The sequence below is a fragment of the Thalassotalea piscium genome (assembly GCF_030295935.1).
In the GTDB taxonomy this organism is placed as follows: Bacteria; Pseudomonadota; Gammaproteobacteria; order Enterobacterales; family Alteromonadaceae; genus Thalassotalea_B; species Thalassotalea_B piscium.
On the sequence record NZ_AP027362.1, the window covers coordinates 196,915 to 210,401 of the forward strand.

At 33.2% G+C, this 13,487-nt stretch carries 11 protein-coding genes; 9 read left to right on the forward strand and 2 right to left on the reverse strand.

The genetic code is table 11. The features are described 5' to 3' along the window. Nucleotide 1: 1 nt before the first annotated feature. The 5 genes from QUD79_RS00855 (at nucleotide 2) to QUD79_RS00875 (ending at nucleotide 8,092) form a co-directional block, all read left to right on the forward strand. Nucleotides 2–1,498, forward strand: a complete 1,497-nt coding sequence (locus tag QUD79_RS00855) for an N-6 DNA methylase (protein WP_085285904.1) — start codon at nucleotides 2–4, stop codon at nucleotides 1,496–1,498. Nucleotides 1,499–1,918: 420 nt separating this feature from the next. Further along, nucleotides 1,919–2,557, forward strand: coding sequence for a DUF2971 domain-containing protein (locus tag QUD79_RS00860; protein WP_085285903.1), 639 nt, complete (start codon nucleotides 1,919–1,921; stop codon nucleotides 2,555–2,557). An 852-nt stretch (nucleotides 2,558–3,409) separates the two neighbouring features. Further along, nucleotides 3,410–3,667: a hypothetical protein gene (locus QUD79_RS00865; protein ID WP_139175624.1), complete on the forward strand. Its 258-nt coding sequence runs from the start codon at nucleotides 3,410–3,412 to the stop codon at nucleotides 3,665–3,667. Between the two features lie 1,233 nt (nucleotides 3,668–4,900). Continuing rightward, nucleotides 4,901–7,810: an AAA family ATPase gene (locus QUD79_RS00870; protein WP_139175627.1), complete on the forward strand. Its 2,910-nt coding sequence runs from the start codon at nucleotides 4,901–4,903 to the stop codon at nucleotides 7,808–7,810. A 96-nt stretch (nucleotides 7,811–7,906) separates the two neighbouring features. Further along, complete coding sequence (locus tag QUD79_RS00875; protein ID WP_143327783.1) at nucleotides 7,907–8,092, forward strand: hypothetical protein; 186 nt, start codon at nucleotides 7,907–7,909, stop codon at nucleotides 8,090–8,092. Between the two features lie 85 nt (nucleotides 8,093–8,177). On the opposite strand, the gene QUD79_RS00880 is transcribed toward QUD79_RS00875, so the two are convergent. Beyond that, nucleotides 8,178–8,336 carry a hypothetical protein gene (locus QUD79_RS00880; protein ID WP_184422097.1) on the reverse strand — a complete coding sequence of 53 codons (159 nt, stop codon included), beginning with the start codon at nucleotides 8,334–8,336 and terminating at the stop codon, nucleotides 8,178–8,180. Nucleotides 8,337–8,418: 82 nt separating this feature from the next. Between QUD79_RS00880 and QUD79_RS00885 the strand changes: the two genes are divergently transcribed. The 4 genes from QUD79_RS00885 (at nucleotide 8,419) to gapS1 (ending at nucleotide 12,503) form a co-directional block, all read left to right on the forward strand. Further along, nucleotides 8,419–8,784, forward strand: coding sequence for a hypothetical protein (locus QUD79_RS00885; RefSeq protein ID WP_139175630.1), 366 nt, complete (start codon nucleotides 8,419–8,421; stop codon nucleotides 8,782–8,784). Between the two features lie 75 nt (nucleotides 8,785–8,859). Beyond that, a complete protein-coding gene (locus QUD79_RS00890; protein ID WP_184422093.1) occupies nucleotides 8,860–9,525 on the forward strand; it encodes a hypothetical protein in 666 nt (221 codons plus the stop codon). Between the two features lie 38 nt (nucleotides 9,526–9,563). Next, complete coding sequence (locus QUD79_RS00895) at nucleotides 9,564–10,871, forward strand: hypothetical protein (protein WP_085285898.1); 1,308 nt, start codon at nucleotides 9,564–9,566, stop codon at nucleotides 10,869–10,871. A gap of 36 nt (nucleotides 10,872–10,907) precedes the next feature. Further along, nucleotides 10,908–12,503, forward strand: a complete 1,596-nt coding sequence (gene gapS1, locus QUD79_RS00900) for a GapS1 family protein (RefSeq protein ID WP_184422090.1) — start codon at nucleotides 10,908–10,910, stop codon at nucleotides 12,501–12,503. Between the two features lie 323 nt (nucleotides 12,504–12,826). On the opposite strand, the gene yihA is transcribed toward gapS1, so the two are convergent. Continuing rightward, entirely contained in the window at nucleotides 12,827–13,477 is a 651-nt protein-coding gene (gene yihA / locus QUD79_RS00905; protein ID WP_184422087.1) for a ribosome biogenesis GTP-binding protein YihA/YsxC, read from the reverse strand. Between the last annotated feature and the right edge of the window lie 10 nt (nucleotides 13,478–13,487).

Here is a 13,487-nt window from a genome sequence, read left to right on the forward strand (position 1 = left end):
TATGTTAGAAAAAATCATAATTGATATTGTACAAAACTATAAATTTACCAAATTAAAGGCTTTCATTGGTGATATTGAAAAAAGAGATTTTTTTCTGTTCGTATTATTTTGTCGATTGATTAATAAATCTCAAGACTCTGTCGTATTTAAATTTGCAGAAATTAATAGTGCTGCTCCCCTTTCTTTTGAAACTTTGATAGATGATATTTCAAGCGCAATAATCGATGAAAAGCAACAAAGCGGTATTAGACAAGCTGTAGAAGTATTTTTAAGTACAACCTATCAACTATCCAGAAAAGCCTTACCAAAAGGCATGTTCGCAACATTAACAAAATTAGAACAAAACGAAATAGATAATGGGTTGCGTTTTACTTTCTCTGATATTCTTGCTCCTGATGACAACACACTTTTCTTTAAACTGTTGAGTGAAATAAAACTATCTTTAGTAGGAGATATTAAATCAGCTATTGATGAAATATTAGCAATAAGCTCTCTTAATGCAGTTGATTTTCTCACAACTTTTGATGCCATCGAAGTTTACAGTAGAGTATTAACTCGCCTACAGGCAACCAACGTGTCTATGCAATTTGAAGAAGGTTTTCAGTATGAAGAAATTCCATCTGATTTTATGGACCTGATCTTTGAAATAGCTGATTTAGATAGCTCAAACAGCATTTACGCCCCTTTTGAAATCACCGCAGAGCAAAGCCTATATGCTGCTCTAGAATATCCAGACAAAGAAATTCGAATTGAATCTATGGGGCAATCAACACATCATTTATTGCGAAAGTTTGCACTTGCTCAAGCTAAAAATATTCATTGTTCATATACTTACTGTTTATCAAATAATTCTACCGTTAAAAAGAATTATTACGATACATCCATTTGTTTATTACAACCTAAAATGCAAGTGGATAAAATTACAGACACCACTATTGAACAGTCAGAAAGAAAGCATGTCACTTATAAAGAACATTTATACATTAAACATATGATTGAATGCTTAAACCCCTATGGTAAGGGGTATATGGTGATGGGAAAAGGTCCATTATTTAGAAGAAAAGAAAAAGAAGAGAGAAAGCTTTTAATTGAAAATAATTGGGTAGATGCCGTTATCACATTACCCTCAAAGCTAATGACGTTTTGCCCAATACCATTGGTATTGCTTGTCATTAATAAAGGCAAATACACTAATGACGTATTGTTTATTAATGCCTCGGAATTTCAAAAAGAAGGTGGTAATCGTTCAACCATTGACAATATAGATAAACTTGCACAGGAATTTAAGAGCAGGCCATTATATAGCCCTATCAGCTTTACCGTTTCGAATCACGATATTGCTGAAAACAATTATTCGATCAATAGCCTTAACTATTTAACCAATGAAGAGACTCAGCAGTACAACCTTCACGAATTATCAATTACTAGAAAAAATTTATTAGAAAAACTAAATGAAAAGCACAGTAAGATTGAAAAGCTTTTAGATGCTGAGAATTAAAGGTTGTTATTGAATTACCTTTTCTTACGTTTCATACTGATTTGCTCAAAGTAATATCTTCGAGCTAGGTCTGAATCGCTATGATTATTCAAAACATTCAACAGTTCATCCAGCGTGATATCTTCAGGTATTAGCTCATGAGTGCTTTTGTGAAAATTAAAGCAGAGTTGTTGGCCATGTGACTTCAACATTCAATTTAGCCTTTAGTTATCAGTAATAATAATTATATTAGCTCAAATTTTAAAATTAATTTGCTGATTGAATTATTCTGCTATTAATGCAATACAAATAACTAGAGGTCGCAAAATCAATGGTATAGCTGATATTAAACCTTATAGAGATAAGTTAATAGAAGCATTTGAAGAAACACTTTTACTAAGCTGAAGTTTACAGAATTATTTATGAACACAGAATTAAGATATGCAACATAACGATAATAAAAAAACAATGAGAGTTTACCATTTTACGACTTGTGAAATTGCTAAGTTAATTCTACAAGGGAAAAGGTTAAAGCTGTCAGATATAAGAAATTTGAATGACCCTTTTGACTTTCATGTTTTTAAACATCGTAATGAAGTTGATCTAGGTGCGTGGAACAATACTATTAATCAGCTTGCTCCAAAATTCGGAACAATTAGTTTCTCAGCTAATAATACTAATCCAGTACAATGGTCACATTATGCAGAATCCCACAAAGGTATATGTTTAGGGTTTGATGTCATTACATCAGCTTTAAAGAAAGTCAGGTACTTTAGTAATCGCATTAAGTTTCCTTTAAGGCCAAAAGAAAAAGATATAATGAAAGCGTTTATTACTAAATATAAGCACTGGCAATATGAAGAGGAATACAGGGCTTTAGTCCCTAAAAAAGAGTCAGATGCCGATGGAAATTTTTACTTAAATTTTAATCATGAGATAGAACTTAAAGAAGTAGCTATTGGCTATAAGTCTGATATAACCAATAAAGAATTAATACCCTACATCCGCGACAATGACGTTAATGTTTATAAAGCATTTCCAGATGAGAATAAATTTGAAATGAAATTACTACAAGTTTAATTATTTTGTAATTCAATTATATAGGCATATTTACCAGCAGGCTGGGCAGCGTATTCTGGTATAACTGGCCAAGTGCCAACAGCGGAGTGGGCATTTTGGTGCAGCGCCACTAGATTTTCAGACCGGAGATGTTGCCTAGTTAAACCAGCATGTAGTGCCAACATCAATGCTATTTTCTGCTCAAAGTTCAATAAAACCTAAGAACGTAACTTAAAATATAAATCACTTCAGAAAATAATAGGCTGGAGTTTGTATATTTATAATCTAGTTATTCACATGTATGTTTTTCTGAAGGATATTTTCACCTTGATACGTTGACCTAAATTCATTATTTAGGGTGCATCAAAATGAAAAAACATTTTCAACTAAGTATTAAGCTGAATTTATTCGGATTAGACGTGAAAATAGGGCTGACTGTTTTTAATATAAGCTTTGCAAAATCATTCATGATTAGCTGGGAAAATATTATTGATACAGTTATCTTTATCTTTGATTATTTGAGCTAATAGATTCATAAGAAAATTTGTTTGCTTGGTGGCTTAGACGGTTCCATCTAAGACCTTCAAACTTAATCTCAAAGCAATTTTTTATGCTTGTTAGGTTATCCTTAATTCTAACAAACAAGTCATATGAGTTGCTCTAAACCATCAGAAAAGAAATGTTCCAACATCATAGAAATAAGAGGGATCGGAGGCGCTTGAGAGTTATTCTCATTTTTCTTTTCTAAGTTTAGAATCCAAAGCCTCGCACTCGCGGGGCTTGCTGTTTTTCAATGGGGTTATCTGAAGATTGTTTTGGCGTGATTCAACCTAACCTATTTTAATCAGTTTGTTTTGAGCTATGATTATAATAATGGTGAATAGGAGAGATAAAATGGGTTATCAATTTAAAGTCGGCAAAAATCATGAAATACCTTTGCCAGATGACATCTGTGATCAGCTTGATGTCAAAATAAATGATATTTTAATTTGTGAAGTAGATGCGAATAAATCATCAATCTCAATGAAAAAACACAGTAATCAGGCACTTTCTGATGATGAAGTCGTTTCATCAGGAAATTTGACTCGCGTAATCTATTACGATCTAGAACAAGAAGATATTGCCGACTAAAATTTTGAGTAGTTAAAGCAGTCAGCCATTATCTTTCATTATAGTTTTTAATCTAAAAGTTTATTGGCTAACGTTTTTTTTGGGTGCTTTGAAGCCAAAGGGATACTTCATGTTTCTTAAATAAAATCCGCATTAATAGTTTGTTTTATATGGTGTTTTGTTGTTTTTCTTTGTTGGCGATACTTTTTGATAAATAGAAGTGAGCTACTTAATAGCTCTTAATTTTAATCAAAAGGAATACTTAAAATGTTTAATTCTAAAAAAATTGTTTGCATACAACACTTTGGCTTTGCATTTAGCAATAACAGTAACGCTACATTAATAGCAACTAGTAAAATTCAACATATAGTAATGCTACATTAGCAGTGTTACTTTATTTCGAAACTAATTTTAGTTTGAATCCAAAGCTTCGTACTCGCGGGGCTTTGCTTTTCTGGCTTAGGTGGCTTTATTTTTGGCTGCTTTTGAAGCCAAAGGGATGGGAGTAAGTGGATGCATATTATCGAAACGGTGAATAAATGTAGCGTGACTAATTTTATTCAAGAAGCTGAAAATTTATAGTTTATGACAACTTTCACAATAAAAAAGCACCTGATTTGGATGCTTTTTATTATTGTTATATTATACTTCTGCTGTTTAATGTTAAGGCCTAGGTTTAATCTTTGGCGAGATACCTAAGCTTTTTCATTTCTTTTTATTATCCTCCTTTGATTTTTTGTATTTAAAATAAGCTGTAAAGGAACCAGCTAATGCAATAATCATATATATGATCAAGTTGTATTCGTTCATAGTATATCCTGTTGTCTATTGGGATAAGATTATTAAACTACGGTACTTTATTCTCAGCAATAAAAAAGTGGTTATTCCTTATAATAGTAGGGGGATGTTTTATAATTTTACTTACAGGGCCTTATTTATCTACTAGTAAGCCTATAAAGTAAATTTCGGTCATGGAGTGTCTCCTAGTTACCTATTTGTAAAATGTGTAACACTACTACTGGGGAGTGGCTATTATTAGTAGTGCTAACTAATTAAAAAAGTAATAGAGTCAAATGTTTTGAAATACTCATATTTACTTCATTAATGTTGTTAATGACTATTAAGCCGCGCCGTCGTGGGGGTTTTATGGTGATAAAGCAAAGATTTTTTGATAGATAGTTATATGTTTAAACTTGTTATATATTACTGTTATCTAGGAATAAAGCCTTTGGTAAAGGAGTTACTTTGGTCAATTTGTCTCAAAAAGAAGTTGCATTACAAAAACTACAAGATGTAGCTAATAAATTTAAGGATAAAGAATGTAGCATTCATTTCGCAAATGAAGCAAAAACAAGACTTTTAGTTATAGATGAAGTTTTGAAAGTGTTAGGTTGGAATTCTGACGAATTTAACCCTGAAACACATACATCGACTAATGGCTATATAGATTATTTACTTAAATATAATAACGCCCCAAAGTTAGTTGTTGAAGCTAAGAAATTAGGTTTAACATTTTGCACTCCTACCAGTAGAAAGCCAACCCACCACGAATATACCGTTTCATATTTTAAACAAGCATTTAAATCTTTGCTTACTGAGACAATTAAGCAGGCATCTTCATATTGTTATGATAGCTCAGTGGTACATGCGGTTATAACAAATGGTGCAGAATGGATGGTACTACAGCTAATACCCAAACCGGGGAAAACTATAGACAGCATGAAAGGTGTCTATTTTGGCAATATTTTTACTGATAATTTTTACTTTGACCTTTTTTATGAACTTCTTTCCAAAGAGCATGTTGTTTCAGGTAATTTAGAAAGTTATTTAAGTGAAATAAATTATGTCCCATCACCTGTTTGTAAAATCCTTAAATCTGATTTTGGTAACTTAAAATGGCGTACGTATGAAAAAGAAAGGTACTTGGATGAGTTTTACCGTACCTTTTTTGATGAAATCACAAATAGCAATCAAAAGAAAATGCTTGAGTATTGCTTTGTTAGCGACTCAAAGCTTGACCAATATCGCGGTGACTTAAAGCGGATTTTAAGAGATACGCCACCAAACTTTCTTCCTTTAGGTACGGAGGATATGGAGCCGGGAGAAGGCGCTGCTTCAATAATTGAAGAAAAAGGTTCTGGTAAAGTTGTATTAATAACAGGATCTGTTGGGTGTGGTAAAACGACTTTAGTAAAAAAAGTCCTAAACGAAACTAAACAGTTTCATAAAACGACAACCGTCCCTATCCTCGTTGATCTTATTAACGATGTATCTCGAAATGTAAGGCAAGCAAAAGATGTAATCTTTAAACGAATCAACGAAAGCTTTATCAATGAATTTCCAGAAATACATCACCTTGATTCACTTAAAAGTACCTATCGGGCTGAGCTTAACGCTCTAAAAAATGGTGCTTATAAAAGTGTTTTTGAACGCGAACCAGAAAAGTATATTGAAAAAGAAGCTGAAGAGTTACAGCGTCTAAAAAGTGATAATGAAAATTTTGTTATACGTTCGTTAAAAAACCAAACAAGCCAAAATAGTAGTGTAATTCTAATCATTGATAATGTTGATCGGGCTTCAGAAGATTTTCAAGAAGAAACATATGTAATTGCGCATAAGTTATCCAAAGAGTCTGGAGCTACAGTCATAATAACAATGCGTGAATTTACATACTTTAAGAATAAGGATAAAGGTTGGCTAGATGTTCGTAGTGGTGACAGAGTTATTCATTTAAAGGCACCTGATTTTAGCAAATTAATAGCTAAACGTATTAAATATATAGAAAATCATTTTGATGACGATTTTAGAACTAAAGAATGGCGAAGAAATTACAACTATAATGAATTTAAAAGTTTCTGTGTTAAATATGCCTCAGTAGTTAGACTTAGTTTACAACAAGGTTTATCTGGCCAACGAGTATTAGAAACTCTTTCGTGTATATCTTGGCATAACATAAGGCTTTTTCATGACTTACTTAGGCAAATTCATAAGCAATTAGGTTCATCTGTAAGTGGCTGGAAATATGAAGAAGTGATCGCGGCGTTGATGGTTAGTCAAGAAGATGGTCAGGCTAGCATTTTACCAAACCTCTTCATACCTTATCAAAATGTAAATCAAGCTTATTATTTGAAATTAAGGATTTTATTATTTCTTAATTATTCGCTGAAGCCAAATGAAAGAACTCATGGTATTCCACTAAATAGAATTGTATGTTTCACACAGATGTATGGCTACAGAGGGAGTTGGTCTATTGCTGTAGTGGAAGAGTGTGTTAGACAAAGGCTTGTCGAGTGTGTTGAGATTCCTACTGATGGTGATGATGTTGTAAGTTTCAATATCACTGATGGAGAAACATTTAAAATTTCGCCATTAGGATCAATAATTTTGCAGGAAATTTTAAGTGAACAAATTTATTTATCTCTATTAGCTCCTGATCTACCATTTCATGATATCGAATCTTATAAGAAAATAAAGCAGGAATATGCCGAAGTCTTGACATATATGGGGGATAGTACACAAAATGAAATTCTTAAAGATGGTATTGATCTGCTTTCTACTTCGAAATTACCTAAAGAGTTAGGTTGGTATTTATCAGAACAATATAAATTAGAAAATATTACTTCGGTTGGGGCTAATGCTTTATCTGAAATCCGACTTACAGAAGATAAACTACAAAGCTTTATTTATTCAATAAAATCTCGACAAAAAACGCTAACGCCAAAAATAAACAATCCAAATCAATATACATTCGAATTACCAGAGTTTTCAGATACGATATCAGCAGCACCAACAATAAATAATAGAGATACATCAATTGAAGTTGAATTGATTAAAGAAATATTACCTGAAAAGCTAGATAATCTAAAAGTTGATAAGTCCGAGTTTGTTCCTCTCGTACTTTGTGCATTAGTAGTCAGAAAGTTGATAGGTTTTGAGAGTAGCTTTGGTGTTGATATCACACAAACTATAAATGATCACCTAGTTGATGAAGGTAATAAAAAAGAGTCAACTAATGTATCTCGTTCATTGAGATCCACAAAGTTTAAACTATTACCTTGGCTTCTTATCAGAGAAGATTTACATCCTAAATTTAAGTCGTTTTCTCTAAATGACAACTGGCAGAGTTATTGGCGAAAATACTTTAATGAAGAGCCTAAAATTTAATTTTAAGAAACTTTGTTATCAAAGCTAGCGGAAGATGGTTTTGACAAATTATAAATGGGTTATAATTCAACTAACTGTTATTGGTCGCAAAGGTGCATGATGAGCAAATCTACTATTGAATCAAATCAAGCGATAAAAAATGTTCGAGAAGCAATTGCTAACAACCGCATTGACAACCTCCCTATCAATAAAGCTCTTGTCGATAGAGTAACCAAAGCATGCGAAAATAATGAAAAACTTGATTTTGAAAAGCTTATTGATGAGTTCGTAACATCAAAGTAGATTATAGAGATATCCCATACAGTTTATTAGGCCGCTTAATGTAGAGCACTATTAATTAAAAAATACAATACTGTGGTCAGGTTGATTAGCCACTACATACAGCCTCACGGCACTCAATTGTTGAGGGTTGCTTACCCGCTTGTATCAAATCATCTAAGGTTATTTTTCTGTAGGCATATTGATTCTCGTCCCATCGAAAATAGACACAATCAAAATGTAATCGATAACCATATGACTTTTTCATCTGGAGTAACTTTCACTGATTAGTTATATTAATTTTAGTTGAAAAACAAAATATTGGATTAAAAAGCAAACGGAATTTAATTATGGCAAGACGCTACAGAAGAAAGTCTCACTCATCTCAAATCATTAATGATTCAATTTATGCAAGCTCTAGGCTTCCGTGGTGGGGAGCATTGACGTTAGGGCTAGCAACATTCACTTTTTTTTACTTCATCGCGCCAGCTTGGGTGATGTCTTCTATTGATGAACAACTTTCTCGACCTATAACTGAAGGGTTAAAAATGGTACTTATAAGAAGAGTTCACTGGCTAGAATATCTTGGAATAGTAAGCGGAATTGTTGGGTTGTTTTTTACTTTTCGTAATTACTTCATAAGCGCATATGCACGTTCTGGAGAAAGATCTGTAGTTAATATTTTAAGTCGAATAATTGGTAGGAGTATTGATTAATTTATGTATGATAATTACGAAAAAAGGTTATGCCTTTTTCTAGATATACTAGGTTTTTCCTCACTTGTAAAAACTATGGAATGTAGCACCGTTCATGAAGTAGTGAGTGATATAAAGCACACGCTTAAGTCGAATAAAGAATTCATGAGTAAGATTGGTAGCGAACCAATAGCTACAACTTTTAGCGACTGTATTGTTTTGTCCATAGCAACAAAAGAGTCTTACGTTGAAAGTGCAGCAAACATTTTAGTTACCGCAACCGTTAGAATGTTGCAAGATACCTATTTGAACCAAAGTATTGCACTACGTGGTGGAATGTCATACGGGGAATTGTACCATGCAAGAGATGCTGTATTCGGCCCAGCAATGATTCGAGCATACGAGCTAGAAAGTCAATTTGCTGATTGGCCCAGAGTCATTTTTGATAAAACCGTGATCGATCATCTATCTAATAAGGGCGGTTTGCTTAGCATTGGTTTCACAGATTATGGAGACGGTTTTTGGGGGGTAGACTGTTTAAATCGAGTGGAAGATATATTAAATGTTGAGGTACACAATTTATTTGATAGTGATGTTGCAAGAGCAGCTCTAGAAAAGCTTTGTCAAATTAGAGACATCACTCAAAACAAATTAACAGGGAGCTACGGAAACCCTAAAGTATATTCAAAGTATTTAAAGTTGGATGCTCGTATTTACTCACTAATGAAAAAATTTGGACAAGTACCAGCACTTTTCGAGTAAAAGAACAAAGATTTATCGGTAAAGGAAAATCAATTGCAATGGACATTTTGAACAATAGGGAAATAGCTACTGGTATTTGGGCTATAGTTTTTTTGATCTGGGCTTTTACGATAAAAAACGTAAGAGCGTTATTTAGGCAGATCGTCGAAATATTTTTTAGTAGATTTATTATTGTCTCTTTTATTTTGATGGCTGTATATACTTTGGCTATGATCGCTGCCATTGATTCATTTGGTCTCTGGGAAAGTCATCAAATAAAAAACGTAATTTTTTGGTTTTTCTCTGCTGCTTCTTATTCTTTTTTTCAGATTACTAAGGCTTCTGATGAGCCGTATTATTTTAGTAAAGCAATCAAAGACAACCTTAAAATTATTGTAGTAATTCAATTTGTCTTAAGTGTTTATACATTTAGCCTTTGGGTAGAGTTAATTTTTATTCCATTAATGGTAGTAATTGGTGGAATGATTGCTGTTAGCCAACAAAAAGAAGAGCATAAAATAGTTGAACAACTTTTGACTAAGTTAACTGAAGCTATTGGATTATTTATAGTTATTTTTACAGTTTATAAGCTCATTACCGCTTTTGGTGAACTTGGACAACTTAAAACTATTTACGATCTAATTATTCCTACAGCACTATCACTTTTATTGCTTCCATTTTTATATTTACTAGCAGTATTTAACAACTACCAAAGCATTTTTGTAAGGTTAGGATTATTTATAAAAGACCCTCAACTACTCAAGTATGCAAAGTTAACTTCTATTAGAAAATGCCATCTTAGATTTGCCAAATTAGTAAGATGGGCAAACAATGTCGCTTGTTTAGACATTAAATCTAAAGCAGATATTAATTCCTCATTTGATAACCTGTTTCAGCAGATAAAAGACGAGAAAAACCCTCCTTTTATACCTTTAGAACAGGGTTGGTCGCCATACATTGCAAAAGATTACCTAATAGATTTAAATCTAGAGACAGGGTTATATAAGAATATTTATGATGATACTTGGCACGCATCCTCAAGGTATCTTGAGATTGGAACTGGTATATTACCGAACAACATTGCGTATTATATTGAAGGTGGTAGGGTATCAGCGAAGCAACTTACTTTAAAACTTAATGTTAATGAAATAGATGATCTCGACAAATCGCATGAAACCTTTTTAGAACTTGCTTCAACATTATTTGAACTAGCTATGGGATGTGTAATTCCTGATGATGCTTATTTAGCGCTGGCTTCTGGAAAAAGTATTGAAAAAAACATCGGGAATCAACTCCTTTCTATTTCAAAAACGGATTGGCATAAAGATGGTAAATACGATTACATATTGAAATTGCAAACTATGTAGTAATTGTTTTGGATATCGAAGAGGAGCTGATTGATTATGTCTTTTGAAGATAAGGTAATTAAAATCAGAGAAAAAATAAAGTCCTTTACTCATGAATCATTAGTTAGCTACTTTATTCGATATTTACACTACAAACCTGATAATGAACACTCTGCCGAGCGTAGACCTTGGATTGCCTTTTTAGCTTTGGAGTGGGCTTTAGAGTTAACTCCTCGTAGTAATCCCAAAATAGCCTCAGATAAACAAGCTCAACAAATTCTTGAAGATATTTGGAATATCCAATCTGATGCGTCAGATATCACTAATAATAAAAACTTTAGAATGGTTCTCCGAAAAATGATCATTCCTCAATTAAGGTTTCAAACACACCCGATACAACACCTTTATTTCTTATTTCGATTTTATTCAATGCTAATGCAGCCATCAGCCAGCTCATTGCCCAAAGAGGACTTCAACAGAATCACAGGTATTGAATTTGAGCGTTTCTTATTGTTTTCAGCATTGCTCCAATTGGTTTTTACATGGAATCACTCGCCCGTAATTAAGTATCAAGAACTTGTGGAATATATGTGCCCTTATTTTAGCTTTAGGGAATTAAAAAAATTACTGAATCTCGTTGGAGGGAATGTTTACGAAATAGAGTCATTAATTAAACAAAAGCGCCTACTAAATAGAACAATAAGGCGGGATGAGTATTTTGAAGAACCATTTTTGATTCAAAAGCCTGTATTAATTATACCTGATGGAATTACAACTCCTCATTCTACGGTGCTTAGTATTGGTATTTCAGAGTTTATATTGAGGATTCTTAAACAAGCAGATCCAAGTAGATTTAAAGATAAATTCACCTCATCATTTGAACGGTATTTGGAAGAGCTATTGATTGAGTTTAAGCATAGATTTTTCATAGAAACTAACATCAAATCTATTTACAAGGAAAATAAGTTAGAAGGTAAAGTAGTTGACTTTATTGTTATTGAAAAAGACAAAACACTATTAATTGATGCTAAAGGTGCGGAACCTAAAAGCCGAGTATTGATTACGGATAACCCTCGTATCTTAAGAGATCAAATCAGGGATATTCACCTAAAAGGCGTAGAACAAGTATCACAATGTATTCAACTTTTGGACTCAGTAAAAAACGATAGTATTAAAGAATATGAAAATCGGCATGCACTGATTGTTACTCACCAAAATTACTATATTGGTGATTGTTGTGATTTGCTAGAATATTTGCTCCCAGAGCACAGCCAAAAGCTAAAAAAAACTATCAACAATATGCTTCCACCTGAGAACATTCATTTCTGTGCTATCGAAGACTTAGAAGGTATAGTTCATATTTGCAATGAAGCTAACACCTCTATGTGTGATTTTCTTTCTTTTTGTGCCAAGGAGCAAAAATTTCCAGAGACTCGAAAATTTGATATGCATCAACATATCTTGGAGTTTGCAGCAATGCATAAACTAGGAAATACCTCTCCGATAGGCTCAACTGCATCTAAGGATGCCAAAGATAAGATATTTGAAGGATTGATTGATATGATGAAAGGCAATCAAACGTATTGGAACAAAGGCTGGATTAAGAATCAGAAAGTACTAGCAGGCTTTGCTTTTGGAAAAATGTTATTTTAGATTTTAGCCTTCTCTTATTTCAGCCATGACAGACGGATTAACTAAGTAATGGAATTCAGTGATTGTTAATCTCAAACATTATGCGTAGTCACAAATTCTCATTTGTTGACACCATTCTCATTATTTATGACACCTCCACAAAAGCAAAATTGTCATTATTTTCAAAAAACATCAATTATTTTAGAGTAAGTACTTTACTTTTGTGGAGTACTTACTCTATAATTCACTTGTTCCCTTAGCGGACGCCTGTTGTAATAATTTTATATTCTAGCTTCCCCAAAGCTATATAGCCGATGATTTCTTAATCATCGGTTTTTTTTTGCTTATTCGTTAGGTAATGCTTCACTTGTTACATCTTCACTTTCGTTTGCCTGCGCTAACCAGTCACAAATTATTTGATTTGCGCTGTCAAAGCCTGTGCGTTTTAATGATGAAAATGCTTGTACACGAATGTCGGCATTTAAGTTACTTAGTGCTTTCTTAACTTTTAATACTTCACTACTGGCAGCGCCTTGTGAAAGTTTGTCTGATTTAGTGAGTAGTGCCAAAACGGGCAGATTACTTTCTGCAGCCCATTCAATTAAGTTACGATCTAAGTCTTTTAATGGGTGGCGTATATCCATTAAAACAACTAAACCTCTTAAACTGGTACGTTTTTCTAGGTATTCACCTAACGCTTTTTGCCACTTTTTTTTCATTTCTAGCGGTACTTTGGCAAAGCCATAGCCAGGTAAGTCAATTAATCGTTGGTTTTCGCCAACTTCAAAAACGTTAATTAGTTGAGTTCGACCTGGCGTTTTACTAATACGCGCTAGACTTTTTTGATTAGTTAACGTATTTAATGCGCTTGATTTACCGGCGTTTGAACGGCCAGCAAAGGCCACTTCAATGCCTGTATCTTCAGGTAGGCGTCGAATGTCAGGCGCGCTGATTGTGAATGTAGCTTTACTTAAATGAACAACTGAAGTAGACAAGGTTATTTTC

Coding starts and splice junctions, on each gene's coding strand:
- QUD79_RS00885 (WP_139175630.1), top strand. CDS start 8,419: ATGGCAAGACGCTACAGAAGAAAGTCTCACTCATCTCAAATCATTAAT.
- QUD79_RS00895 (WP_085285898.1), top strand. CDS start 9,564: ATGGACATTTTGAACAATAGGGAAATAGCTACTGGTATTTGGGCTATA.
- QUD79_RS00880 (WP_184422097.1), bottom strand. CDS start 8,336: ATGAAAAAGTCATATGGTTATCGATTACATTTTGATTGTGTCTATTTT.
- gapS1 (WP_184422090.1), top strand. CDS start 10,908: ATGTCTTTTGAAGATAAGGTAATTAAAATCAGAGAAAAAATAAAGTCC.
- QUD79_RS00890 (WP_184422093.1), top strand. CDS start 8,860: ATGGAATGTAGCACCGTTCATGAAGTAGTGAGTGATATAAAGCACACG.
- QUD79_RS00875 (WP_143327783.1), top strand. CDS start 7,907: ATGATGAGCAAATCTACTATTGAATCAAATCAAGCGATAAAAAATGTT.
- QUD79_RS00860 (WP_085285903.1), top strand. CDS start 1,919: ATGCAACATAACGATAATAAAAAAACAATGAGAGTTTACCATTTTACG.
- QUD79_RS00855 (WP_085285904.1), top strand. CDS start 2: ATGTTAGAAAAAATCATAATTGATATTGTACAAAACTATAAATTTACC.
- QUD79_RS00865 (WP_139175624.1), top strand. CDS start 3,410: ATGGTGAATAGGAGAGATAAAATGGGTTATCAATTTAAAGTCGGCAAA.